Source organism: Mycobacterium sp. JS623 (assembly GCF_000328565.1).
GTDB lineage: Bacteria > Actinomycetota > Actinomycetes > Mycobacteriales > Mycobacteriaceae > Mycobacterium.
Genome location: NC_019966.1, coordinates 4401707 through 4427009, shown reverse-complemented (window position 1 = coordinate 4427009; position 25303 = coordinate 4401707). Strand labels below are relative to the sequence as shown.

Below are 25303 nucleotides of genomic sequence, written 5' to 3'. Positions count from 1 at the left end.
CGCATGCTGTTCCGAATATTCGCTCGCAAGCTTCGCTCATGTGTCCGTCCGCATCAGGATCGCCCCGCTCGGCGTGAGGCCGCCGCTGCTGACCACCGCGACCCGCGCATCCTTCACTTGGCGCTCACCCGCATCGCCGCGCAACTGCGTCACGGCTTCATGGATCAGGCCCATGCCGTGCGTGCGGCCATGCGACAGCTGACCACCGTGGGTGTTCAGCGGAATCACCCCGTCGCGGGCAATCGCTTTGCCTCCGTCGAGAAAGTCCTTCGCCTCGCCGATGCCACAGAAGCCAAGGGCCTCCAGCCAAGACAGGCAGTTGAACGAGAAACCATCGTAGAGCTCGGCGACGTCGACATCCTTGGGCCGCAGCGATGTTCGCGTCCACAAGTGTGCGGACTGTCCAAGCACCTGCGGCTCATGCGTCATCGTGGTCTGATCCCAGTCGGTGCGTTCGACGATCTGGGTTCCGACTGCCTCGAACAACACGGGCTTTTTAGGCATGTCCTTGGCGACGTCGACGGCCGAGACGACCACCGCGATTGCGCCGTCGCATGGGACGTCGCAGTCGTACAACCCGAACGGTGTGGTGATCATCCGGGCGCTCAGATAGTCGTCCATGGACATCGGATCGCGATAGATCGCCGTTGGGTTCAACGCCGCATTGGCGCGCTGGTTCAACGCGATCCAGCCGAGCGTCTCCCTCGTAGTGCCGTAGCGGTCGAAGTGACGTTGGGCGTTGAGCGCCAACGTATGCGCCGCCGATGTCGCGCCAAAGGGCATCTGCCAACTGGAGGTCCGCGCGCCTCCAGGCGGGGACATCCGGCCTTCCTTCATCAGCTGCTGGAACGTCGCCTCCCACAATGTGCGGAAGCACAGCACGTGGCGGGCCATCCCGGTGGCGATCGCTGTCATCGCCGCGATGACCGAACCGCCCGGGCCGAAGGTGTCCATGCCGCCGTTGATCCATGTCGGTCGCAACCCGAGCGCGCCTTCCACGGCGCTGACCCCGCCCTCGCCCATGCCTGCGATATCGAGCCCGGGATATGTGGAAAGGCCGTCGATGTCGTCGAACGTCAGACCCGCGTCGGCGACAGCTTGTTCGCACGCGTCGATGGTCAGCGACAGCGGCGGCACCATCTGCCGCCTGCCGAGCTTCGACATACCGATGCCGGTGATCGCCGAGCGCTCCTCGAACTTCGCCTCGGTGAGCATCGGGGCGACGTACCTGCCGAAGTCCTGCGGCGCGATCTCGTCGACGGCCTGCGGCCCCGACTGGGTCTCGGCCGTGGGCCGAAACAGCGGCAGCCAGACATCTTCGATCTTCTCGAAGACGACCTCGACAACCTGGCCGAGCTCCAGCGAGTCTGGCTCGCATTCAACGATGTTGGTGGTCAGGCGAACTCGCGGATCCTCGAGGATGGCGACCTGCGCCACCACATACGGCGGCGGCAGGTCGGAGAAGCCGAATCGGTGGTTCACCGTGAACGCCGACAGTGTGGCTTTGCCGGACACGTCGCGCACGCCCATGTTGCGGCCGCGGCAATACCGGCACACCGGCTGTGGCGGATGGATCAGCGCCTCACAATCGCGGCACTCCTGGATGCGCAGTACGCCGTCGCCTCCTGCGGTCCAGAAGAACTCGTTCTGGATCGTGAGTTCGGGCAGCGGCCGGGTCACCGGACGAATCCCGAGATCGCCTCGCTGTCATCGGTTTTGGGCTGGGGCTCCGGTGATTCCTGCGCATCGGGGTGCGCGGCTCCGTCACTTGTTGGCCGGTGCTCACCCATGTAGATGATCGCGTGCACGGGGCAGTCGAGCAGCGCCCGCATGACCGCATCACGGTCCTTCTCGGGCACGGTGCCGTCGCCGATCAGCGACGCGTAGCCCCAGTCGTCGAGCGAGAAATACTCGGGGGCGTGCTTGCCGCAGATGCCGAAACCGTCGCAGAGTGTTCGATCGAGCCGAATCCGCAAGCCGTCACTCATGGATGCGCCACCGCCTCCACTTCGTAGGGCCGCACTGCCTCGAACGCGGCGGTCCGACAGGTTGGGCAATCGTTCGCGAGATGTTGCGCGACCAGTTGGGGAAACTGCCGCAGCAGGCTCGCGGCGACGTTGGTGGCGCCGTCGAGGGTGCCGCACGCGCCGCGGCCGCGTAGCACGACCGACCATCGTTCGAGACGAACGAGGTCTTCGTCGGTTGCCACACCATCGCGTAACGCCGACGTGACGGCTGCCATCGCCGCGGTGCCGTTGAAGCACGATCCGCACTGGCCCGCGTTCTCGCGGTCGAAGTACGACATCACCGAGGCGGCGACGGCGACCGGGCAGTCGTCGGTCAGAATCGACATCGCACCGCAGCCGAGACCGCTGCCGAGCCGACGGATCGTCTCGTGGTCGAGCGTCGCGTCGAGAATCTCGGTGTTGAGCAGGCCGGCGAAGTAGCCACCCATCAGTGCACCGCGCACCGACTCGGCCGGCAGGCCGTGCAATGTCAGCAGCTCAGAAAACGCTGTGCCGTGCGGTAACTCGTACAGCGCTGCGGGCCGACCAGCACCCGTGATGGTGGCGAGGAAGGTGCCCGGCGACATCGGCGTCCCGACCGTGCGAAACTCCTGCGCGCCGTGCTCGTGGATGAACGGGAGGTTGGCCAGCGTCTCGACATTGCTGACCATCGTCGGCAGGCCCAACACGCCTTCTTCGAACGGGCGAGGTGGTTTGTCGGTCGGTTTCGCCGGTCCGCCGTTGATGCGGCGTATCGCGGCTGTTTCCTCGCCCGCGACGTAGGTGGGTTCCACGGTGACGACGCTGACGGCGGTCTCGCCGAAGGTCCCGGGCTTCAGTTCACCGAGCGCACCGGCCACCGCCGTGGCCGACTGTTGGTCGGAGACATACACATACGCCCGGCTTGCGCCCACCATCGCGGTCGCCAGGCGCAGCCCGTCGAGTACCAGATGCGGTCGGTTGCGCAGCAGCCACCGGTCCTTGATCGACGCGGGTTCACCCTCTTCCCCATTCGCGACGACCACCGTTTCGAAGCCCGGGCGTCCGGCGTCGCGCACCGTGCGCAACTTGGTGCCAAGAGGAAAGGCGGCGCCGCCACGACCAAGAAGCCCCGACAGGTCGACCTGCTCCAGCAGCGCATCGGCATCGTCGAGCGGCCGGTAGTCACTGCCAGCCGACGGGCGCAGCAGCCGCGGCTCGCAGTTCGGCGACGCGGCGATGATGAGATCGGTCGCGGTGGAGGTCATGGGAGGTCCTTTCGGGCCCTGCTGCCTCTGGATAGGCTGACCGGCATGAGGACTGCGGTGGTGCGCGTCGGTGTGGACCGGGGCGGGGAACTCACGGCCGCGCAGGTACGCGACGGCATGGCGCGCCTGCGCGAGTTGGCCGCACCGGCGGGGTTCGAGTTGGTTGAGAACGACCTCACCAACCTGCCGCCGCAGCGGCGTGAGGTGGAGTTGTTGATCGCCGGAGACAATCCTGCCGAACTCGAGCGCCGAGCGGTCGACTTGTGCGCCAACGCATTCGGCACCACGCCGACGCCGGGAGTACTCACGTACATCAGTCGGGGCACCGATGACGATGCCCGCGGCGTGCTGGCCGGCTTCGGAGTGACCGGCGACATCGAACGCGTGCCCTGCGACGACGGCTGGGACGTGGTGCACGTGACCCTGCGCAAGGTGGACCTCGAGCGCGTCCCGGAGAGCCGCATCCACACTGCGCTCGAGGCGTCCCTCAACTGTGAAGTCCAGATCCGCACTATCTAGCCGTCCAGGAACTTCAGGATTGCGGGCGCGGCCTGCACCCACGTGTCGAACATGTTGAACCGCTTTACCTTTCCCGAGGCACGCTCCTCACCAGCACGCTCCCACGCATCCTCCGGCCACGGCGGGTCGATCAGCTCTGAGCCCTTGATGAGGCAGCTGACCTCCAGCGAAGTCCGCTTCGGGTGGTCCAGGTCGTTCTCGCCGCCGCGGATGATCAGCGTCGGCACCTTGATGTTGTCGAACATCTCGTCGTCGACACCGGGGATCGTCTGGCCGGGCTTCGAGACGAACGCGTTGAGCCAGCGCAACATCAGCCTGAGGAAGTCGTCGGGGTCGAGCGCCATGAAGCGTTCGCGGTTTGCGGGGTTGTCTTCGATGCGCTTCTTCCACTCGTCGACGTGAATGACGCCCTTCATCCCGGCGCCCCGCACCGCGAGGATGCTCGGCACGATGTAGTACGAACCGAGGACGAACGTGCCGTACACACCGCCGACAATGTTCCACACCACGAGTTTTCGGACGATCTCGGGGTAAAGCATCGTCGTCAGCATCGAGTCGCGGGCCCCGCCCGAACCGCCCGCAAGGATGCATGGTCCGATGCCCAGCCCGGTGATCAACGCGTGCAGTGTCTCTGCACGCATGTGGGATTCGCTCTGTCCATAGAACTGCACGTCGGACTTGCCGCAGTTCGGACGGTCCCACAGCAGCACCCGGTAGCCGCCCTTGACCAGTTCCTCGGCCAGCGGACGCAGCCCGTCGATGTCCTTGCTGAACCGACCGCCCGGCGTCAGCGCGATGTAATCACCGTGCTCACCGAGGATTTCGTAGACGACGTTGCCGCCATTGATTTCAATGGACTGTTCAGTCATGCCTGCACCATTACATCTTTGCCAACCACTCGGACGGGATACGTGCGAATGCTCCACTCCGGTTTGACTGCGGTTGTTCCGGTCGCGAGTTCGAAACCCCATTGGTGCCAGGGACAGTAAATGTATTCGAGATCGCGGACCATCACCGCGTCGCCAGGGACATTGTCGTCCACGACCGTGCGACCGCGAGCCCGGCCTGAACACAGCGGCCCGCCTTCGTGGGGGCAGTAGTTCGCGATCGCGTAGAAATTGCCGTTGACGTTGTAGACGCCAACGCCATGGCGCCCGATGGACACGAGCTTGTGTGTGCCGGGCGGGATCTCGTCGACTGTCGCGACCACATGCTCACGCCCCTGCGCCAGCCGAGGCGTCTTCTTTTCGTCGCTCACTGGGCCTGATTCCCCAGTCGCTGCGCTCCTACCGTCCGCATCAAAATACCCGCACCTGGCCCTCGAGGGCCGGCACCGTGTCAGGCAGGTGATAGGTCGCGATGCCGTTGCGGAACATCACGGCCTCCCTTGCATGCTCGGGCAGATGTTTGACCAGCCACCGGGGGTCGTCGAACGTCCAGTGCGGATAGTCCGAGGAGAACAGCAGGATCTTCTCGCACTCCATCCACTCGAACGCGCGGGTCAGCTCCGTCTTGTCCTCGGGATAGTCCAGCGGCTGAGTGGTGAACTTGATGTGGTCCTTGACGTACTCCGACGGCTTGCGCTTGATGTCCACCCACGACTTGCGGGCTTCGTAGATGGCGTCCATCCGCCACATCAGCGGCAGGATCCAGCTGAAAGCGTGTTCCACCAACACGATTCGCAGTGTCGGGAACCGATCGAAGAGGCCGTCGAACACCATGCTCATCACCTGGTTAGCCGCGAGCAGCGAATAGGTGACCATGAAATCGTGGTTGTAACTGGGGAATCCGACCGGCGGGATCGGCAGCTCCTCGTGATGGCTGCGCGACAGATGGCAGCTCACCGTGATGTCGTTGCGGGTGGCGGCCTCCCAGATCGGGTTGTACTTAGGGTCGCCCCAGGCGGGTCGCGGCTCGGCCTTGATCAGGATCTGCCCCATGTACGGGTGCCCTGCCCACCGCTCGATTTCGCGCGCGCCATCTTCTGGGGTTTCGATCGCGACGCAGATCGAACCGCGCCAGCGCTCATGCCAGTTGTTGTGACTGTCCAGCCAGTGGTTGGCCTGCCAGTCGTTGAGCGCGCAACTCATCGCGTGATTCACCTCGGGGAAGCGCGCCGGATAGGCGGCCGGTTCGAGGATCGCGATGTCGGCGCCCGCCTCCATGATCAGCTGCTTGAACGCCAGATCCGGATCGCTGCCCGCGAATTCTCCGTCGGCAGGAAAGGTGTCCGTCCGCATCGCGTACGCGTGTGCGTAATCCGGTGCGTCGTAATAGATCTGGTCGCCGATCCTGCGCGGCAGGAAGTACTTGCTGCGCCACGGTTCCGGGATGTACTGCGCCAACACCCCGCTCTTGGGCACTGGATGCACATCGGAGTCGACACAGCGCACGGCGATGCGCTCCGCTGCGGGCTTGCGCTCTGTCAGTGTGACCGTCATCGTGGCCTCCTAGCTTTAGAAAGTCTTGGGTTACTGTGCGCTGACGCCGGCGCCGACGTCTATGCCGTACAGCTCCGCGGCATTTCGCCAGCAGAGCTTGTCGCGTTGTTCGTCGGAGTACGCGGCGGGCACCGTCAGCTCGTTCAGTTGCCAGTGCGGATAGCTCGATCCGTACATCACCATGTCGTCCTTGCCGGTGAAGCCGAACCACTCACCGGCGAACTCGGTGTCACCGGGACCGTCCATCGCGCCTTGGACGAAGAACGTATGCCCCGGCAAGTAGTCGCTCGGCATCTTCGGGGCCCACGGCGTCTGCTCGAGATGCGGACGGCCGAAGCAGTCCATCCGCCAGATGAACGGCGTCAGCAGGTCGGCGGCCCCGTCGGCCCACACGAACTTCAACGTGGGCATCCTTTCGAATACCCCTTCGACGATCAGGTTCATCAAGTGATACAGGTAGTTCAGCGCCATGAAGCTGACGTAGTTCTCGTATGTCCGCGGTACGCCCGACGGTGTCGGTGCGAAGGACACGCCCGCGCCGACCTCGATATGCACTGAAACCGGCAGGCCTGCCTCGGCGGCCGCCTCCCACAGCGGCCAGTACTGAGGTTTGCCATACAGTTCCCGCGACTGCAGCGGGACGCCGATCTGAACCACCCGAGGGTGGTCCTTGTACTTGGCGATTTCGCGCAGTGCGCCGGTGATGTCGTCGGGGTTGACGCGGATGGTGCCGCGGAATCGGTCGGCGTAGGGGTTGTCCTCCAGCCAGCGCGACACCATCAGCTCGTTGTGCGCGGCCGCGATCGCTGTGCCGAGGTGGCGGTCGGGCATGATGCCGCGGGTCATCGGGTGCAGGATCGCGACGTCGACACCGCGGTCGTTGAACAACTGGCCGCCAACGAACTCGGGGTCCGACCCGGGATAGCGGCGATCGCCCTCGGTGTTCGGGGCGTATTCGCCGCCGGGCGCGCCGTACCAGTCCATCTCGTAGTCGGGGAAGCCGCGGCTCTTGAACGGCTCGCGAAGGAAGCTGCGCAGATCCTTGTTCGACTTGCTGAAGATGTGCACGCTGGCATCGATGACGGGTGTCTTGAAACCAGACGGGGTCCCGTCCTGTATGTGCATCGCCAAAGCTGTCCTCCGATGTCATCCGGCCGACGTGAGCGCGTACGGGCGCTGCGCGAAGTGCGCCGGATGCTCTTAGTGTAAAGCGTTGTTCTTCAATAGCAAGAATCTAGTTCTCAGCGAATCGCTTACCTCTGCGCAGGTCAGAGTGTGTGCTGGTCAGTCGCATGGCGTCCGGGTGGCGAAATGCGGTAGTCGAATCAAGAGAACGGTTACAGCAGCTAAGGAGAATGTTATTCTCGTTCGAACGCGCGACGAGGTGCCTGGAGGCTTAGGTGTTACTGGAGTTCGATGCCGATCAGCGGCTCTGGCAGGAGACCGTCCGCGATGCCGTCGCCAAACAATGCCCCGCATCACTGGTGCGCGGCATCGCCGAGAACGGCGTCGACCCGTCCCCGCTGTGGCAGACCTACGTCGACGCGGGCTGGACGGAGCTGACCGAGCCTGAGCACGCCGTCGAGTTGGCGATCGTGCTCGAAGAGCTCGGTCGCGCCACGGACCCGACGCCGTACCTGGCAACGCTGACGCAGTTTGCGCCGCTGGCAGGGGACCGCTTTGATCCGCTGCAGGCGGCCACGGCGATCTATGGCGGCGTGACCGCGCGCCGGGATGCCGATGGCTGGGTGCTCGACGGCACCGCGCACCACGTGCTCGACGGTGACCGCGCCCAGCGGGTCGCGGTCGTCACCGACGCCGGGGTGTTCGTCGTCGACGCAGGCGCAGTGGTCGCCCGGCGCAGCGCCGTGTTCGATCCGGTGCTGCATATCGCCGAGGTGACGTTCTCGGGGGTGCATGTGCCCGACTCCGACCGCGTGCACGTCGATCCGGAGAGCGCCCATCACGTCGCGCTCGCCGGGATGGCGATCACCACGGTCGGTGCCTGCCAACGGATTCTGGATCTGGTGCTCGAACATGTGAAACAGCGTCAGCAGTTCGGCGTGGCGATCGGATCGTTCCAGGCCGTTCAGCACAAGGCCGTCGACATGCATGTCGCCACCGAGCGGGCTCGAGCGCTGTCTTACTTTGCCGCACTGACCATTTCGGCCGACGATCCGCGGCGCCGACTGGCGGCGGCGATGGCCAAGGCAGCGGCCGGGGAGGCGCAGGCGCTGGTGTTCCGGCACGGTCTGCAGCTGTTCGGTGCCATGGGATTCACCTGGGAGAACGACTTGCAGTTCGCGCTCAAGCGCGCGAAGGCCGGCGAACTTCTGCTCGGTGGCGCCGCAGAGCATCGTGAGGTTATTGCGAAGGAATTCAATGCAGCTGACTTTTGATTCCGACGTCGAGGAGTTCCGCGCCGAGTTCGCCGCGTTCCTCGATGAGCATCTTCCGTCTGAGGCGCAGACACTGGAGCGGCCGCGATCGGTATCGCACATGCCGCAGTGGGCGCGCGACTGGCAACGGCTGCTGTTCGACAACGGATGGCTGCTGCCCGCACAGCCGCCCGAGTTCGGCGGACGCAATGCCACTGTGCTGCAGCAGTACGTCCATCTCGACGAGCTGTGTCGGCGACGGATCTACCACAGCTTCAACCCGCAGGGCGTCAACATCATTGCGGCGTCACTGATTTCGTTCGGATCCGACGAGCAGAAGCACCGCTGGGCCGTGCCGGTGTTGCGTGGCGAGAAGACCGCGTCGCTCGGGATGAGCGAGCCGAGCGCGGGATCCGATCTCGCATCGCTGCGGACCCGCGCCGTGCTCGACGGCGACCACTTCGTGGTCAACGGCCAGAAGGTCTGGACGTCGGGTGCCCACGACGCCGACTTGCTGCTGACCTTCGTGCGCACCGACCCGGACGCGGCCAAGCACAAGGGCATCAGCGCGCTGATCATTCCCACCGACACTCCCGGTGTGGTGTGTCGGCCATTCGCCGACATGACCGGACAGGAGAACCTCGACTTCAACGAGGTCTTCTTCACCGACGCGCGAGTGCCCGCCGAGAACCTCGTCGGCCCGCTCAACGGCGGTTGGGGTGTGGCCAACGGATCGCTCGGCCACGAGCGCACGATGATGTGGCTCGGGTTCGCCGACCGGATAGACAACATGATCGCCGACTTCCGGCCACGCACAGAGCTTCAGCGAGACCAGTACGCCACGACGATCATGGACTACCTGGCGCTGCGGGCGATGGGCTCGGCGGCGCTGGCGCGCGCGGCCCGCGGCGAGATGGACACCGCATCGGTGTCGGTGCTCAAGCTGTTCGGTTCGGAGGCCGAACGGCAGGCGTTCGAGAATGCGCTGACCGCTGCGGGTCCCGACGGCCTGACGCATCCGTCGACGACGGGCCCGTACGCGCATATGAACCTCGATCATTACTTCGCGAGCTGGTTTGAGCGCTACGCCCGCAGCTTCGGCGGCACGATCGCGGGCGGGACGTCGGAGATCCAGCGCAACATCATCGCCACCCAGGTGCTGGGCTTGCCGCGGCGCTGAGTCCGGTGACCGAGACCCTCGCCCTCGACCGGCCACGGCCCCGGTGTCGTTGTCCTGCAACTGAACCGGCCCACGACGCTCAACGCGATCAACGAGGTCATGCGCGACGGTTTGGCGCGTTCTTGCGCGAAGTCGGCTGGTTGGGTTGATCGACGAGCGTGGGCTTGTGTCACGCCGAGGCGACATTTTGCGTGCCGGTAACCCACGTTCGCGGCACGTGTGGGGCAGGATGTGCCCATCATGTCCGACATCGGTTACCGGCCGGCACACGCGTTGGCCGAGGCCATCCGTCGCCGCGAGCTCTCCAGCCGTGAGCTGTTGGAGCACTACCTCGCGCGGGTAGACCGGCTGAATCCGGCCCTCAACGCCGTCGTCACCCTCGACGCCGACGGAGCGCGGCAGGCTGCGGATGCCGCCGATGAGGCGCTGGCGCGCGGCGACGTCATCGGCCCCCTGCACGGCGTGCCGATGACCATCAAGGACTGTTACGACACGGCGGGCATGCGCACCACCTGTGGCGTCGAAGACTGGGACTGCGTGCCAGAGCGCGATGCCGAAGCGGTGCGACGGTTCCGGGACGCGGGCGCGGTGATCTTCGGCAAGACCAACACGCCCGCCTTTACGGCCGACTGGCAGACGTACAACCCGATGTTCGGCACCACCAACAACCCTTGGGACACAACGTGTTCCAGCGGCGGGTCATCTGGCGGGTCCGCTGCCGCCCTCGCAGCGGGGTTGACGGCTCTCGAATTGGGCAGTGATATCGCGGGCTCGATACGCGTGCCGTCGAATTGGTGCGGAACATGCGGGCACAAACCAAGTTTCGGCGTCGTACCGCAGCGGGGGCACCTGCCGTCGGCGCCAGGGGCGCTCGCGGACAGGGATCTCAACGTCGTCGGGCCAATGGCTCGTGACGTCGACGACCTCGAGATGGCCCTCGACATCCTGGCCGGGCCGGCGGGGGATCAGGCCAAGGGGTGGCGCCTCGAGCTGCCGCCCGCCCGGGCAACGGCGTTGTCCGAGTTGCGACTAGCGCTCTGGCTCGATGATCCGGCCTACCCTGTCGAGGGCGACGTGCAGGAGGTTCTTGAAACAACGGTGACCGCTTTGCGTAAGGCCGGTGCCCGCTTCGTCGACGCCTCGCCGCCGGTAACGTTGGCCGAACTGGTGCCGCTGCACATGGAGTTGCTGTACCCGGTGATGGAACCGTCGTCGGAGATGCTGCATCGAAACTGGTTGTCAGTCAACGAGAAACGCGAGCGGCTGCGGGTGCGGATTGCGGAGTTCTTCCGCGAGGTGGATGCCATGCTCATGCCTGTCGCTGTGGTTGCGGCGATCCCACACACTCACGACATCCCGTTGGCTAGCCGGGTAGTCCAGACACATGCCGGCAGCCGACCGTATCTGGACATGTTCGGCTGGGTCGGCCTGGCGACCGTTGCTTACCTGCCCGCGACCGTCGTCCCGGTCGGTCGCACGCAAACAGGACTGCCGGTGGGGATTCAGATCGTCGGGCCTTACCTCGAGGACCGGACAACGCTTTCGGTCGCGCGCTGCATTGAGGAACTGCTCGGAGGGTTCGTGCCGCCTCCCGGTTATTAGCGGTTTGGGCGCGATAACCGTCCCGCCAGCGACGGTAAGCGCGCCGAAATCACAGGCGCTGTAGCGCGAACGTCCAGAACTGCGAGCCGGGTGGACCGTTGAAACAGCCGACGTCATAGGTGGAGTTGATTTCCCCGGCCTGGGATACCTCGTTCCAGGTGTACGTGTCACGCGTCGGCATGGCATAGCCGGGAAGGCATTGCAAGCCGTCGGGAACGTCGACCGTCATCGTGTATGTGCCGTTGTCGAGGTGGGCGTACCCCTCGTAATAGGCATAGAACTTCAGACGCGGTGCCGCGCTGACGCGCAAGCAGTTCGTGTCCACCGGCGCCGGACACGCCGAGAGGAACCACACCCACGACGCTCGCTCATAACGGTTCGTGTTCACGTCGTAATTCCCTGGCTGCATCATGGCTTGGGCAGGCGGGGCGGCCACCGACGCCGCAGCGGTGAGCACGGCCGTCGCAATCGCGAGTGTCATCGACTTCATCGTCATCCCTTCGTCGATCCCAACCCGATGGCTGCCTATCAAACCAGTTCACCGTCGGTTTTGGCGCGTATCAGTCGATTACGGCCGCTTCCTTGCGCTCGGTGATCGGCCGGGCCAGCTCCTGCTCGTCGCAAATCCGTTGCAGCTTTTCCAGCGTCTCGTCGAGGCCCGGACCCAGCGGCTTGCCAGGGGTGAACGTCGCCGGCAGGTGCTTCATGCCCTGGATGACGCCGATGGTCTCGTAGTGCTCGGTGCGTTCGGGGTCGCACACATAGTCGGGCATCCGGTCGAGGACGGCGGTGAGCATCGACTTGAAGACGGTGCGGGCGACATTGGACCCGACACAGCGGTGCACGCCGATACCAAAGCTGAAGTGCCGGTTGCCTTTCCGGTCGAGGATGATCTCGTTGGGCGCCTCGAATACCGCGGGATCGCGGTTAGCCATGGCCCACGACACCCAGAGTCGCTCACCCTCCTTGAACTGCTGGCCCTCGACCTCGACGTCCTCGGAGAACGTGCGGCCGTCGCCGGGCGCGGGCGTGAAGAAGCGAAGGAACTCTTCGGTGGCAGGGTTGAGTAGCGTGTCGCGTTCACGGCTGAGCAGCAGGCGCTGGTCGGGGTGCTCCGACAACCACTCCAGTGCGTGCGCGGTCAGCGCGGTGGTGGTATCGAACCCTCCGCCGATGATCAAACCCAGGTTGCCGAGGATTTCCAAATCGGGCGCTGGCTCGCCATCGATGCGCAGCTGCAGCAGTGCATTGACCAGGCCGGGCCGCGGGTTCTCCCGGATCTCGTTCATGGTGTTGATCATGTCGATGCCCATCTGCCGATTCATCTCGGCGACGCGCGCGGCGTCAGCCGAGTGCTCAGGGGTGGACACCGAGAGATGCGCAGGCTCGCTGTAAACCGGCCACTTCTTCAGCTCGATGCCCATCATCGCGAGGGTGAGCACCGCGGGCACGATGTTGGCGAGATCGTCGACGAAGTCGATGTGGCCCGACTCGATCTTCTCGTCGAGCGATGCGCGCACGATCTCGTCGACGAACGGCTGCCACCGCTTGACTGCAGCCGGAGACAAATACGGGTTCAGCGCACCCCGGTACGTACTGTGCTCGGGCTCATCCATTTCCAGGATGCCGCCGCGCACCACGGTCGCGCGTTGGGCCTTGGGGATCGTGATGCCCTGATAGGGCGTCTCGCCGGTCAGGTCGTGATGATTGGAAACCGCTGGGCAGCGGGCCAATTCGAAGACATGCTTGCTGTCCGCGGCAACCCAGTGCCCGTTGTAGGTCTCCGACCACGCCACCGGGCATTTGGACTGCATTTCCTCGGTGATTTTTTCGAACTGCAGCCGGTACTCGGGGGTGTGGCGGTCAAAGTAGTACCGGTTCTTCTTGCGATCGGCGGCGCTGATGTCGTCGACGCTCACGGTATTGTCTCCCTGCGTATTTCGTGATTGCTCATTCTTCGATCGTGATGGCCTGCTCCGGGCACGAGTGCACCGCCTCGCGGACGGCGTCCTCCTGGTCCGCCGGCACCACTTCGTTCACTGGCGACGACGTGCCGTCAATGTCGCTGAGCTCAAACGAATCCGGGGCGATCATCGAGCACAGCGTGTGGCCTTGGCAGCGCGCAGAATCAACGAAAACCTTCATGGCAACAGTCCGATCAGATGTGGTAGTCGTACCACTTGAGGTAGCCGCCGGCGTCGACCCGCTGCTGTGTGCCTGTGATGTAGCGGGCCTCGTCCGACGCCAGGAAGAGCACCATGTTGCTGATGTCTTCGGGCTCAATCCACGGCACCTTCATCGCCTGCTGGACGTAGAACACCGGTTCTGCGTCGGCCTTGGTCGGGTGCTCCAGGTCGGGTCGGAACGACTTGTACATGGGCTCGCTCTGCAGCATCGGGGTGTTGCAGTTGGTCGGGTGGATAACGTTGGCGCGGATGCCCCGCGGTGCAAGCTCGGTCGCCAGGTTGTGCACGTACTGCGACAGCAACCGCTTCGAATGAAGATAGGCCGCGCCCCCAGGATCAGTGCCGGGGTTGTCGTTCTTGGAGACGTCCATCAGGGCCGCGGTCGAACCGGTGGCGATGATCGACGCGCCTTCACGGAGATGCGGCAGTGCGACATGGATTGCGTTCAACGTGCCGATCAGGTTGGTGTTGATCACGTCCACCCAGGCGTGCATGTCGCCCGAGCCCTTCATGCCAGCGATTCCAGCCGACGTGACGACGATGTCGAGGCCGCCCAATTCGGCGACGGCGTTGTCCACCGCCGATTTGAGCCCAACCGCATCACTGACGTCGACCTTCGCCGTGACGACACGCTGCCCGGTCTTCTCGATGAACTGCGCGGTTTCCTCGAGATCCTCGGGCGTAGCCATCGGATAGCCGATCGTCGAAAAATCTTCGCAGCGGTCGACCGCGATGATGTCCGCGCCCTCTTCTGCGAGCCGTATCGCGTGGCTGCGGCCCTGGCCGCGCCCTGCGCCGGTGACAAATGCGACTTTGCCTTGTACACGTCCCATCTGGAGGTGGTTCCTTTCACTATGTGTTTCGGCCGCCGTTGACGCCCAAGATCTGTCCGGTGATGTAGCCGGCTTCCTCAGAAATCAGGAATGCACACGCGGCGGCGATGTCCTCGGGCCTGCCGATGCGGCGCACGGGTGTCGCTTCGATGTTCTTCTCGACGACGAGATAGCCGCGTTCCTCGGACTTGCGCAGCATCGGGGTGTCGATGAAGCCCGGCGGCACGGCGTTGACGGTGACGCCGGCCGGACCGTATTCGAGCGCAAGCGACTTCGTCAGCCCGTTGACCGCCGACTTGGCGGCCACATACGGCGACATGTACGGCTGCCCGGAATGTGTGCTCGAGGAGGAGATGTTGACGATGCGGCCCCAGCCGGCCTCGATCATGTCCGGCAGCACGGCCTGGATGCAGTGGAAGACGCCGTTGAGGTTGACGTCGATCACCCGCTGCCAGTCCTCGAACGTCAGGTCGGTGAATCGCTTGAACTTCTCGAGCCCGGCGGCGTTCACCAAGACCGTCACCGGCCCCAACTGGGCGCGGATCGCGGCCAACGCCTCGTTGACCGCGGCACGATCTGTGACATCCGCGGTGTAGCCGAATTGATCCTCGGATGGGTTGAGGTCGATCGTGGCGACGTGCAAACCGTCGGCACGCAGACGGTGAGCGACGGCCAGTCCGATGCCGGAGCCGCCGCCCGTTACCACCGCGGTCTTCACGCGCAGGCCTCAGTTATCAAGAACCGTCCTTCCGATTATGAGAACCGTACTCTCGGAGTGCGCGTTCCCGCAAGACAGCACAGCCGTCTCGTTCGCACTGGTGAGACGTTTGTGGACCGTTTGTCGCAGCGTTAATTGCAGGCAGGCGCAGTTCCACACATCTGCTTGAGTTCTCTGTAAGCGAATGTATGATTCGCCGAAGATGAGAATGAAGTTTTCATCACATGTCGTTGCTGGCTGAGGAGGATCGTGCAGGAAACGCCCACCATTTCGAGTGACGCAGCCAGCCCAGGAACGACCGAATCACGGCTCTTGATCGACGGACGGCTGCTCGACACCGAGCGGACGTTTCCTTCTGTTAATCCCGCCACGGGCGGGGTGCTCGGTTATGCACCCGATGCGACCGTCGCCGATGCCGAGGCCGCCGTCTCCGCTGCGCGGCGCGCCTTCGATACGACCGATTGGTCGACCAACACCGAACTGCGTGTGCACTGCCTCGAGCAGTTGCATCGGGCACTGCTCGAGCACCGCGACGAGCTCGCCGCATTGACCATCGCCGAAGTCGGCGCCACTGAGTCGCTGTGCCAAGGCGCTCAGCTGGATGCGCCGATCGACATCGTCCGCTACTACGCCGAGCTGCTGCGGACCTATCCGATGACCGAGGACCTCGGGAACATCGAGAGCCGTGGCATGCAGCACCACCGCTGGGTGGAAAAGGAAGCCGGCGGGGTGGTGGCCGCGATCATCGCCTACAACTATCCGAACCAGCTCGCGCTGGCCAAGCTCGCCCCCGCGCTCGCCGCGGGCTGCACGGTGGTGCTCAAGGCTGCGCCGGACACCCCGCTGATCACACTCGCGCTCGGCGAACTGATCGCCAACCACACCGACATTCCTGCCGGCGTGGTGAACGTACTGAGTGGGGCAGACCCGGAGGTCGGCGCCGTGCTGACCACTAGTCCCGACGTCGACATGGTCACCTTCACGGGATCGACGCCGACTGGCCGTCGAATCATGGCCGCCGCCAGCGACACCCTCAAGAGAGTCTTCCTCGAGCTGGGTGGCAAGTCCGCGGCGATCGTTCTCGACGATGCCGACTTCAATACCGCGGCCTTGTTCTCCGCGTTCTCGATGGTGACGCACGCCGGCCAGGGCTGCGCGCTGACCTCTCGGCTGCTGGTTCCGAAGAAGAACCACGACGAGATCGTCGAGCTGGTGAAGAACAACTTCGGTTTGGTGCGCTACGGCGACCCCACCGACCCCAGCACGTATATGGGCCCGCTGATCAGCGAGAAGCAGCGCGACAAGGTCGACGGGATGGTCAAACGTGCGGTCGAGGCCGGCGCCACGCTGGTGACCGGCGGCGAAAAGGTCGATCCTGGCTACTTCTATACGCCGACGCTGCTCACCCACGTCGACCCCGATAGCGAGATCGCTCAAGAAGAGGTGTTCGGTCCCGTCCTGGTGGTCATCGGCTACGACGATGATGACGACGCGGTGGAGATCGCGAACAACTCCATCTACGGGCTCTCTGGCGCGGTATTCGGCAGTGAGGACCGTGCGCTTGCCGTGGCCCGTCGGATCAGGACCGGCACGTTTTCGATCAACGGCGGCATGTACTTCAATCCCGACAGCCCGTTCGGCGGCTACAAACAATCCGGCATCGGTCGCGAGATGGGCACTGCCGGACTCGAGGAGTTCCTCGAGTCGAAGACGATCGCGACGGTGGTCGGCTAATGCGCCCGCTCGAAGGAATTCGCGTCCTCGAGGTCGCGATGTACGGGTTCGTCCCGTCGGCGGGCGCAGTGCTCGGGGAGTGGGGCGCCGACGTCATCAAGGTCGAGCACGCCGTCACGGGTGATCCGCAGCGCGGCCTGCGCCAGACCGGCCCGCTTCGCGTCGAAGGAGACCCCAATCCGAACATCGAGCACGCCAACCGCGGCAAGCGCAGCATCGGGCTGGACATGTCCGTGCCAGCGGGCCTCGAAGTGCTGCTTGACCTCGCTCGCCGCGCTGACGTGTTCCTGACCAGCTTCCTGCCGGGACATCGGCAGAAGTTCGGCATCGACGTCGACGACATACGCGCCGTGAACCCCAACATCATCTACGCGCGGGGCAGTGCTCTGGGTCCGCGCGGAGAGGAGTCGGTCAAGGGCGGCTACGACATGACCGCCTTCTGGTGTCGTGCAGGCACCGCGGCGACCATCACCCCGCCCGGCATCGAGGGCATGATCGGGCCGCCGGGACCCGCGTACGGCGACACGATCTCGGGCACCAACCTGGCAGGCGGCATCGCAGCTGCGCTGTTGAAGCGCGAACGCGTCGGCGAACCGTCGGTCGTCGACGTCTCCCTGCTCGGCAGCGGGCTGTGGTCAATGGGCCACACCGTCGCGCTGACCTCGCATCTGAACCAGCTCATGGTGCAGCCCCCGCCGGGTGTGCACGGCTCGCCGATCAACCCGCTGGTGGGCGTGTATCCGACCGCCGACGACCGCTACATCTCCTTCGTGATGATGCAGCCGACGAAATTCTGGGCCGACGTGTGCCGACACATGGACCTCGAGGATCTGATCGACGATCCGCGATTCGCGTCGGTCGAGTCGATCGCCGAGAACACGGCGGCGGCCGTCGAGATCCTGCGGGAGGCGATGGCCAAGCGGACGCTTCCCGAGTGGAGTGAGCGGTTCTCGACGCTGGCCGGGCCGTGGGCGCCGGTGCAGGACACACTGCAGGCCGCAGATGACGCCCAGATCCGGGCGAATGAGTACATCGTCTCCACGGGTGAGCTCGAATTGGTCGCGAATCCGGTGCAATTCGATGTCAGCGCACCGCAAACCGGCCCCGCGCCAGGCTTCGCGGAGCAAACTGACGAAATCTTGCTGGAACTCGGTTTGGACTGGGACCGCATCATCGAGCTCAAGACGGCCGGCGCCGTCACCTAGGTTCGGAGAGGTCTCAATGCCCTATGTCGCGTCGGGAGCTTTCGACGTCGCCCTGGTGATGGGTGCGGACAAGCTACGCGACACCACGTCCAAGGACATGCTGTGGAAGTGGGAGGCGATGGCCCGCGACATGGCGTGCTGCGCCCCGCAGAGCGACGGCGCGGCCGCGCTGGTGCTGGCCGCCGAGGAGGTGGTCGATCGCTTCACCGACCGCCCGGTGTGGATTCGCGGTGTCGGTCTCGGGCTCGACTCGGTGATGCACCAGCACAAGCCGGATATGACGACCTGTCCTGCCACCACGCGTGCCGCCAAGCAGGCAAGCGCAATGGCAGGTATGACACCTTCTGACGTCGACGTCGCCGAAGTTCACGATTTCTTCACGGGAATCGAGCTGATCAGCTATGAAGATCTCGGCTTTGCTGAGCGGTTCGGGGGCCACAGGCTTGTCGAGGCTGAGGTGACAAGTGTCGGCGTAGCGCTGCCGGTCAAACCCAGCGGGGGGCTGAAGGCCAAGGGTCATCCCCCAGGGGCGACGGGTGTCGCACAATGCGTGGAGTTATTCGCGCAACTCCGAGGAGAGGCGGCCAACCAGGTGGATGGCGCACGAGTTGCGTTGGCGCACAATATCGGCGGACCGACCGCGGTGTCGGCTGTCACCATCCTGGAAGGATCGGCCAATGGCGCGGGGTAGCGGGCCCGAACGGTGGTCTGCTGGACTGCCGCAGATCAAGAACCTCTCGGGGCCGATGCAGGCGGTTGGCGGGCTGTTCGCGATGTCGGCCGATGCGGTGCGCTGCATATTCCGGCGGCCGTTTCAGTGGCGTGAGTTTTTGGAGCAGTCGTGGTTCATCGCACGGGTGGCATTGGCGCCGACGCTATTGGTGGCGATCCCCTTCACCGTGTTGGTGAGCTTCACGCTCAATATCCTGCTGCGTGAACTGGGGGCCGCCGACTTGTCGGGCGCGGGTGCGGCGTTTGGTGCGGTGACCCAGATCGGACCGCTGGTCACCGTGCTCATCGTTGCGGGGGCCGGTTCGACGGCGATCTGTGCGGACCTGGGGTCACGCACGATCCGCGAAGAGATCGACGCGATGGAAGTGCTTGGGATTGATCCGGTGCAGCGACTGGTGACACCGCGCATGTTGGCCTCGGGTTTGGTGGCGCTGCTGCTCAACAGTCTGGTGGTGATCATCGGAATAATGGGTGGCTACGCGTTTTCGGTGTTTATCCAGGACGTAAACCCTGGGGCGTTCGCGGCGGGCATAACGCTGTTGACGGGAGTTCCCGAAGTCATCATCTCGTGTGTGAAGGCGGCCCTGTTCGGATTGATCGCCGGGTTGGTGGCCTGCTATCGCGGTCTGACTATCTCTGGCGGCGGTGCCAAGGCCGTCGGAAATGCCGTCAACGAGACGGTGGTGTATGCGTTCATGGCGCTGTTCGTGATCAATGTGGTGGTTACGGCCATCGGCATCCGGATGACGACGAAGTAGCCGGGGCGACTCATGGGCACAATGACAGTTCTGCGCCAGGCGTATCCCCGGTTCACTGCGGGGCTTCAGAAGCCGACCGACGTATTGGGTCGCATTGGCGACCACATGCTGTTCTACGCCCGTGCACTCGGCGGGGTGCCGCACGCGGCGGTGCATTTCCGCCGCGAGATCATCCGGCTGATCGCCGAGATTTCCATGGGTGCGGGCACATTGGCGATGATCGGCGGCACCGTGGTGATCGTCGGGTTCCTCACGTTGGCCGCGGGCGGCACCCTTGCGGTGCAGGGCTACAGCTCACTGGGGAATATCGGCATCGAAGCGCTGACGGGTTTTTTGGCGGCGTTCATCAACGTGCGCATCTCTGCCCCGGTGGTCGCCGGCATCGGGCTGGCGGCCACCTTCGGTGCCGGTGTGACCGCGCAGTTGGGCGCGATGCGGATCAATGAGGAGATCGACGCGCTGGAGTCGATGGCGATCCGGCCGGTCGAGTACCTGGTCTCGACGCGGATCGTCGCGGGCATGATCGCGATCACCCCGCTGTACTCGATCGCGGTGATCCTTTCCTTCGTCGCCTCGCAGTTCACCACCGTGGTGTTGTTCGGCCAGTCCGGTGGCCTGTACGACCACTACTTCAACACCTTCCTCAACCCGATCGATTTATTGTGGTCGTTTTTCCAGGCGGTGTTGATGGCGATCACGATCCTGTTGATACACACCTATTTTGGCTACTTCGCCTCGGGTGGCCCTTCTGGTGTGGGCGTCGCGGTCGGCAACGCGGTGCGCACCTCACTGGTGGTAGTCGTGTCGGTGACCCTGCTGGTGTCCCTGTCCATCTACGGTGCCAACGGCAACTTCAACTTGTCGGGATAGGGGGAGAAGGTGACGAGAAACCTCGGGCCTGGACCGGCACGCCGGTCCGAAACCACCAGTGCCGCAACGCCGGTGCGTCGGGGGTCCGGTCGTCACTTTGGTACGAGCTGGTATGTCCGTCCACTCGCAGGTTTGGGCACCGTCGTCGCGATCGCCGCGATAGTCGTGCTCGCCGTCACCTTGTTCAGCGGCAGCTGGACCAAAACCGAACCGGTGACCGTGATTTCGGATCGCGCCGGACTCGTGATGAACAACGACGCCAAGGTCAAGATGCGCGGCGTGCAGGTCGGCCATGTGGAGTCGATCGAGTCGAAACCCGACGGCACGGCTGCCATCCACTTGGCGATGGATCCCAATCAGCTGCATCTCATCCCGTCGAACGTGAATGTCGACATCGAATCGTCGACGGTGTTCGGTGCCAAATTCGTCAATTTGGTTCCGCCGCCCGACCCGTCGGCACAGAAACTCCGTCCTGGGCAGGTGATCGAGAGCCAGCACGTGATGGTCGAGATCAACACGGTGTTCCAGCAACTGGTGCAGGTTCTGGACAAGATCGATCCGACCAAGCTCAATCAGACGCTGGGCGCGATCGCTAAGGCGTTCAACGGACGCGGGGAGAAGATCGGCCAGTCGCTGTCAGACTTCAACGCGTTCCTGGCTAAGATCGAGCCGACCCTGCCGACGTTGAGCCACGACATCGAGATGGCAGCACCGGTGTTCAACGCATACGCCGACGCGGCACCCGACCTGATCTCGACGATCGACAGTTCGACCACGATCAGCCGCAGCATCGTCGACGAGCAGCAGAATCTCGACGCCTTCCTGCTGAGCTCGATCGGGCTTGCCGATGCCGGCAACGACGTGATCGGCAGCAACCGCCAAGCATTGACTGATGTGTTGCACCTGTTCGTGCCCACCACTGATCTTCTGCAGCGATATCACGAGGCGCTGTGGTGCGGGCTCGGCGGGCTTATCCCGTTTGCGAAGTCGATACCACAGTTTTCGAACGTGTTGGTTTCCGCGGGGCTCACTCTCGGCGTCGAACGCTATCGCTACCCACAGGACCTGCCGAAGGTGGCCGCCAAGGGCGGTCCGTATTGCAAGGAGCTCGGGCTGCCCGAGCTACCTCCTGAGTTCCGCCCGCCGCTGCTGATCACCGATAGTGGCACCAACCCGGTGAAATACGGCAATCAGGGCATTCTGCTGAACTCTGACGGACTCAAGCAGTGGCTGTTCGGGCCGATTGACGGGCCGCCCCGCAACGTGGGACAGATCGGGCAACCGGGATGAAAACGCGCGCCACAGGAACTCTCATCAAGTTCACGATCTTCGGTGTCGTGATGGCGATGCTGACCGTGTTCCTGTTCGTCATCTTCGGACAGGTGAGAACCGGCCCGACAAACGGATATTCGGCCATCTTCGCCGATGCGTCCCGCCTGAAGACGGGCGATACGGTGCGGGTAGCTGGCTTACGGGTCGGCACTGTGCAAGGGGTGTCGCTGCGGCCGGACCGCACGGTGCTGGTGAAATTCGATGCCGACCGGGGCATCCGGTTGACGACGGGAACCAAGGTCGCGATCCGCTATCTGAACCTGGTTGGCGATCGCTACCTCGAACTCGTCGACACGCCGGGCTCGACGATGCTGCTTTCTCCGGGCTCGGAGATACCGAAAGACCGCACCTCGCCCGCCCTGGACCTTGACCTGCTGCTCGGCGGCCTGAAACCTGTTATCCAGGGCCTCAATCCGCAGGATGTCAACGCGTTGTCGGCGTCGCTCATCCAGGTGCTTCAGGGTCAGGGTGGGACTTTGGACTCGCTGTTCTCGAAGACCTCGTCGTTCACGAACTCGTTGGCGGACAACAACCAGGTGATCGAGCAGTTGATCGAGGACCTGAAGACCACGCTGGCCACGTTGTCGAAGGATGGCGATGACTTCTCGGGCGCGATCGACCGCCTCGAGCAGTTGATCCATGGCCTGTCGGCTGACCGTGATCCGATCGGCACGGCGATCGAGCAGCTGGACGCCGGGACGGCGAACGTCGCGGATCTACTCAGTCAGGCGCGGCCGCCATTGGCGGGCACCGTCGACAAGTTGAACAGCCTTGCCACCAACCTCGACAACGACAAGGACCGTCTCAACGACAGCATCGGGCGCCTGCCCAGTATCTATCGCAAGCTCGCGCGCGTGGGTTCTTACGGCGCTTTCTTCCCGTACTACATCTGCGGAATCGCGTTCCGTGCCAGCGATCTTCAGGGCCGAACTGTTCAATTCCCGTGGATCAAACAAGAAACGGGAAGGTGCGCGGAGACGAGCTGATGCAGAGATATCGCGGTTCACAGCTCATCAGGGCCGGCTTCATTGGCGTCGTCCTGATCATCCTCGTGATCGCCGTTGGGTTGCAGCCCGAACGTCTGCTCCAATGGGCAACGGCGATCAGGTATCAGGCCCTGTTCTCTGAGGCCGGCGGCCTCGCCGCTGGTAACGACGTCACCGTTTCAGGCATCAAAGTCGGTTCGGTGTCGAGTGTTTCGTTGCAGAACGGGGATGCGCTCGTCGGCTTCACCATCCAAGGCAAGTACGCCCTCGGGTCGGAAACCACAGCCCACATCCGTACCGGCACCTTGCTCGGCGCGCGCGTGCTGGCGCTGGAGTCGGCAGGCGACGGATTGCTCGATCCGAAAAATGTGATTCCCACGACGCGTACGTCGTCGCCGTACTCGCTGACCGATGCCGTCAGCGACCTGACCTCCACTACCGCCGCCACCGACACCGACACGCTCAATCAGTCGTTGGACACGCTATCGACCACGCTTGACAAGATCGCGCCTGAACTGGGCCCGACGTTCGACGGCCTGACCCGGGTGTCGCAATCGCTGAACAACCGCAATCAGAGCCTGTCGGAACTGATCAAGACGGCCGGCGACGTGACGGGAATCTTGTCCGAACGCAGCCAGCAGGTGAACTCGTTGATCCTCAACGCCAACGATCTGGTCGCCGTGCTCAACGAGCGCCGGCAGGCGATCGCGAGCCTGCTCACCAACACATTCGCGGTGTCGAATCAATTGCGCGGTCTGGTACAAGACAACGAGAAGCAGTTGGCCCCCGCACTGGAGAGAATGAATCGCGTCAACGAAATGCTGGAACGCAACCGCGACAACATCGCCAAGGCACTGCCTGGTCTGGCCAAATACGAACTGACCCAGAGCGAGATCGTGGGCAACGGCGCTTACTACAACGCGCTCGTGCCCAACATCCAGCCTGCCCAGATTCTGCAGCCGTTCCTGGACTACGCCTTCGGGTTCAGGCGAGGGGTTGACGCCGGTCAGCCGCCGGACAACGCAGGACCTCGGGCCGAGTTGCCGTTCCCGGTCAACGGCATTCCGCAACCAGGAGACCTTCCGCCGCGATGAACAGACGAGGACTTGTTACTGTTGCCACGATCGCGTTGGCCTTCGCGTTGATCGCGGGCGCGGTGTTCCTGGTGCGTCACATTTTCTTCGCGCCGACGACGATCACCGCGTATTTCCCGACCGCGACGTCTATCTATCCGGGCGACGAAGTCCGCATTTCGGGTGTGAAGGTCGGCAAGATCGATTCGATCGTCCCCGAGGGCACGCAAACGAAGATGACCCTCAAGCTCGACCGCGACGTGCCGATCCCGGCTGACGCCAAGGCCGTCGTCGTCGCCCAGAACCTCGTTGCGGCACGATACGTCCAGCTCACCCCTGCCTACCGGAATGGCGCCGGGCCGAAGATGCGAGACGGCGCGGTGATTCCCAGTGACCGGACCGCGGTCCCGGTCGAGTGGGACGAGGTCAAGACCCAGTTGAACCGCCTGGCAACGGAATTAGGCCCGAAGAGTGGAGTGTCGGGTACCTCGGTATCCCGGTTCATCAACAGCGCCGCGAATGCCCTGGACGGCAACGGCGCGAAGCTTCGCCAGACGATCGCCCAATTATCGGGCGCGGCAAGGATTTTCGCCGAGGGTAGCGGCAGTATCGTCGACATCATCAAGAACCTTCAGACGTTCGTAACGGCCCTGCGTGACAGCCACGAGCAAATTGTGCTGTTTCAGAATCGGCTGGCCAGCCTGAGCAGTGTCGTCAACGACAGCAGGTCGGACCTTGACATGGCCCTCACTGACCTGTCCAAGGCGATCGTCGACGTGCAACGGTTCGTGGCAGGCAGCCGCAATCAGACAGCCGAGCAGATCAGAAGCCTGGGCGCCGTGACGCAGACTCTCGTTGATCAACACATGGCTCTTGAGAACGTCCTTCACGTCTCGCCAACCGCTATCGCGAACTACGAAAACATCTACTACCCGGCGTCCGGCGGCGTGACCGGAGCGTTCTCGTTGGTCAACTTCTCGAATCCGGTTTATTTTGTCTGCGGACTGATCGGTGGTATCGAGAACACCACCGCCCCGGAGACCGCAAAACTGTGTGAGCAATACCTGGGCCCTGCGCTGCGGCTACTCAACTTCAACAACTTGCCGTTGCCGATCAACGCGTACCTGCGGCCGGTGCCCAGCCCGGGGAAGATCCTCTACACCGACCCGAAGCTGGCACCCGGAGGCGCGGGACCAGGTGATGCGCCCGAGCCGCCGCCGACGGTGTCCGCCTACACGGGGATGGGTGACGTACCCGGACCACTGGGCTGGGGCGCTCCGCAGCCTCCGGGGCAAGGGATGTACGGCCACGACGAAGTACCAGCCATTCCATCGCCGGCATTGTTCCCCGGTGCGCCGATTCCGGGACCCCCCAACGTGAATACCGGAACGGCACCGACCGTCGACGGCATGCTGCTGCCTCAGACTGCGGCGCCGGCTGCTCCGGCGCCACCGCCTGGTCCACCATTGCCTGCGGAAGCGGGGGCGCGATGATGCGGGGAAG

General features: G+C 64.1%; 24 protein-coding genes and 1 pseudogene. 13 read left to right on the top strand and 12 right to left on the bottom strand.

The annotated features are described in order from the left end of the window. Window positions 1-36 precede the first annotated feature (36 nt). The 3 genes from MYCSM_RS21580 to MYCSM_RS21570 are packed head-to-tail and all read right to left on the bottom strand — an operon-like array spanning window position 37 to window position 3253. Entirely contained in the window at window positions 37-1680 is a 1644-nt protein-coding gene (locus MYCSM_RS21580; RefSeq protein WP_015308294.1) for a thiolase C-terminal domain-containing protein, read from the bottom strand. Then, the gene (locus MYCSM_RS21575; protein WP_015308293.1) at window positions 1677-1988 is read right to left on the bottom strand and encodes a ferredoxin; all 312 of its coding nucleotides are present in this window, start codon (window positions 1986-1988) and stop codon (window positions 1677-1679) included. Before MYCSM_RS21575 ends, MYCSM_RS21580 begins: the two co-directional genes overlap by 4 nt. Next, a complete protein-coding gene (locus MYCSM_RS21570) occupies window positions 1985-3253 on the bottom strand; it encodes an NADH-ubiquinone oxidoreductase-F iron-sulfur binding region domain-containing protein (RefSeq protein WP_015308292.1) in 1269 nt (422 codons plus the stop codon). Before MYCSM_RS21570 ends, MYCSM_RS21575 begins: the two co-directional genes overlap by 4 nt. A gap of 45 nt (window positions 3254-3298) precedes the next feature. On the opposite strand from MYCSM_RS21570, the gene MYCSM_RS21565 reads away from it, so the two are divergent. Beyond that, window positions 3299-3772, top strand: coding sequence for a hypothetical protein (locus MYCSM_RS21565; RefSeq protein WP_015308291.1), 474 nt, complete (start codon window positions 3299-3301; stop codon window positions 3770-3772). On the opposite strand, the gene MYCSM_RS21560 is transcribed toward MYCSM_RS21565, so the two are convergent. The 4 genes from MYCSM_RS21560 to MYCSM_RS21545 are packed head-to-tail and all read right to left on the bottom strand — an operon-like array spanning window position 3769 to window position 7338. After that, the gene (locus tag MYCSM_RS21560; RefSeq protein WP_015308290.1) at window positions 3769-4641 is read right to left on the bottom strand and encodes an alpha/beta fold hydrolase; all 873 of its coding nucleotides are present in this window, start codon (window positions 4639-4641) and stop codon (window positions 3769-3771) included. The genes MYCSM_RS21565 and MYCSM_RS21560 overlap by 4 nt on opposite strands. After that, entirely contained in the window at window positions 4638-5030 is a 393-nt protein-coding gene (locus MYCSM_RS21555) for a Rieske (2Fe-2S) protein (RefSeq protein WP_015308289.1), read from the bottom strand. The genes MYCSM_RS21560 and MYCSM_RS21555 overlap by 4 nt, the downstream gene beginning before the upstream one ends. A 40-nt stretch (window positions 5031-5070) precedes the next feature. After that, on the bottom strand, window positions 5071-6213 hold the full coding sequence (locus tag MYCSM_RS21550; protein WP_015308288.1) for an amidohydrolase family protein: 1143 nt from the start codon (window positions 6211-6213) through the stop codon (window positions 5071-5073). Between the two features lie 30 nt (window positions 6214-6243). Next, window positions 6244-7338, bottom strand: coding sequence for an amidohydrolase family protein (locus tag MYCSM_RS21545; protein WP_015308287.1), 1095 nt, complete (start codon window positions 7336-7338; stop codon window positions 6244-6246). A gap of 275 nt (window positions 7339-7613) precedes the next feature. Between MYCSM_RS21545 and MYCSM_RS21540 the strand changes: the two genes are divergently transcribed. From MYCSM_RS21540 to MYCSM_RS21530, 3 genes are all read left to right on the top strand, one after another. Beyond that, entirely contained in the window at window positions 7614-8612 is a 999-nt protein-coding gene (locus MYCSM_RS21540; RefSeq protein ID WP_015308286.1) for an acyl-CoA dehydrogenase family protein, read from the top strand. After that, window positions 8596-9771 (top strand): acyl-CoA dehydrogenase family protein, encoded by a 1176-nt coding sequence (locus MYCSM_RS21535; protein WP_015308285.1) that lies wholly within the window; start codon window positions 8596-8598, stop codon window positions 9769-9771. The genes MYCSM_RS21540 and MYCSM_RS21535 overlap by 17 nt, the downstream gene beginning before the upstream one ends. A 240-nt stretch (window positions 9772-10011) precedes the next feature. Then, entirely contained in the window at window positions 10012-11373 is a 1362-nt protein-coding gene (locus MYCSM_RS21530; RefSeq protein ID WP_015308284.1) for an amidase family protein, read from the top strand. Between the two features lie 49 nt (window positions 11374-11422). Here MYCSM_RS21530 and MYCSM_RS21525 read toward each other — a convergent pair whose 3' ends face one another. The 5 genes from MYCSM_RS21525 to MYCSM_RS21505 form a co-directional block, all read right to left on the bottom strand. After that, the gene (locus MYCSM_RS21525) at window positions 11423-11863 is read right to left on the bottom strand and encodes a hypothetical protein (protein WP_015308283.1); all 441 of its coding nucleotides are present in this window, start codon (window positions 11861-11863) and stop codon (window positions 11423-11425) included. 70 nt (window positions 11864-11933) lie between these two features. Beyond that, on the bottom strand, window positions 11934-13292 hold the full coding sequence (locus tag MYCSM_RS21520; protein WP_015308282.1) for a cytochrome P450: 1359 nt from the start codon (window positions 13290-13292) through the stop codon (window positions 11934-11936). Window positions 13293-13323: 31 nt separating this feature from the next. Next, window positions 13324-13518: a ferredoxin gene (locus MYCSM_RS21515; protein WP_015308281.1), complete on the bottom strand. Its 195-nt coding sequence runs from the start codon at window positions 13516-13518 to the stop codon at window positions 13324-13326. Between the two features lie 13 nt (window positions 13519-13531). After that, a complete protein-coding gene (locus MYCSM_RS21510; RefSeq protein ID WP_015308280.1) occupies window positions 13532-14392 on the bottom strand; it encodes a mycofactocin-coupled SDR family oxidoreductase in 861 nt (286 codons plus the stop codon). Window positions 14393-14411: 19 nt separating this feature from the next. After that, window positions 14412-15110 carry an SDR family NAD(P)-dependent oxidoreductase gene (locus MYCSM_RS21505; RefSeq protein WP_015308279.1) on the bottom strand — a complete coding sequence of 233 codons (699 nt, stop codon included), beginning with the start codon at window positions 15108-15110 and terminating at the stop codon, window positions 14412-14414. 249 nt (window positions 15111-15359) lie between these two features. Between MYCSM_RS21505 and MYCSM_RS21500 the strand changes: the two genes are divergently transcribed. The 9 genes and pseudogenes from MYCSM_RS21500 to MYCSM_RS21460 all read left to right on the top strand — a co-directional run bounded on the left by MYCSM_RS21500 (window position 15360) and on the right by MYCSM_RS21460 (window position 25293). Next, a complete protein-coding gene (locus MYCSM_RS21500; RefSeq protein ID WP_015308278.1) occupies window positions 15360-16844 on the top strand; it encodes an aldehyde dehydrogenase family protein in 1485 nt (494 codons plus the stop codon). Continuing rightward, on the top strand, window positions 16844-18049 hold the full coding sequence (locus MYCSM_RS21495) for a CaiB/BaiF CoA transferase family protein (RefSeq protein WP_015308277.1): 1206 nt from the start codon (window positions 16844-16846) through the stop codon (window positions 18047-18049). Before MYCSM_RS21500 ends, MYCSM_RS21495 begins: the two co-directional genes overlap by 1 nt. Window positions 18050-18074: 25 nt before the next feature. Beyond that, window positions 18075-18740, top strand: a pseudogene (locus MYCSM_RS21490) (thiolase C-terminal domain-containing protein); the annotation flags it as partial. Further along, window positions 18727-19539 (top strand): MlaE family ABC transporter permease, encoded by an 813-nt coding sequence (locus tag MYCSM_RS21485; protein ID WP_015308275.1) that lies wholly within the window; start codon window positions 18727-18729, stop codon window positions 19537-19539. The pseudogene MYCSM_RS21490 and the gene MYCSM_RS21485, both read left to right, overlap by 14 nt. Window positions 19540-19551: 12 nt before the next feature. After that, window positions 19552-20409, top strand: a complete 858-nt coding sequence (locus MYCSM_RS21480; protein ID WP_015308274.1) for an MlaE family ABC transporter permease — start codon at window positions 19552-19554, stop codon at window positions 20407-20409. Window positions 20410-20418: 9 nt separating this feature from the next. Then, on the top strand, window positions 20419-21699 hold the full coding sequence (locus MYCSM_RS21475) for an MCE family protein (RefSeq protein ID WP_015308273.1): 1281 nt from the start codon (window positions 20419-20421) through the stop codon (window positions 21697-21699). Continuing rightward, window positions 21696-22727, top strand: a complete 1032-nt coding sequence (locus MYCSM_RS21470) for an MCE family protein (protein ID WP_015308272.1) — start codon at window positions 21696-21698, stop codon at window positions 22725-22727. The genes MYCSM_RS21475 and MYCSM_RS21470 overlap by 4 nt, the downstream gene beginning before the upstream one ends. Continuing rightward, window positions 22727-23821, top strand: coding sequence for an MCE family protein (locus tag MYCSM_RS21465; protein ID WP_015308271.1), 1095 nt, complete (start codon window positions 22727-22729; stop codon window positions 23819-23821). Before MYCSM_RS21470 ends, MYCSM_RS21465 begins: the two co-directional genes overlap by 1 nt. After that, the gene (locus MYCSM_RS21460) at window positions 23818-25293 is read left to right on the top strand and encodes an MCE family protein (RefSeq protein WP_015308270.1); all 1476 of its coding nucleotides are present in this window, start codon (window positions 23818-23820) and stop codon (window positions 25291-25293) included. The genes MYCSM_RS21465 and MYCSM_RS21460 overlap by 4 nt, the downstream gene beginning before the upstream one ends. Window positions 25294-25303 lie beyond the last annotated feature (10 nt).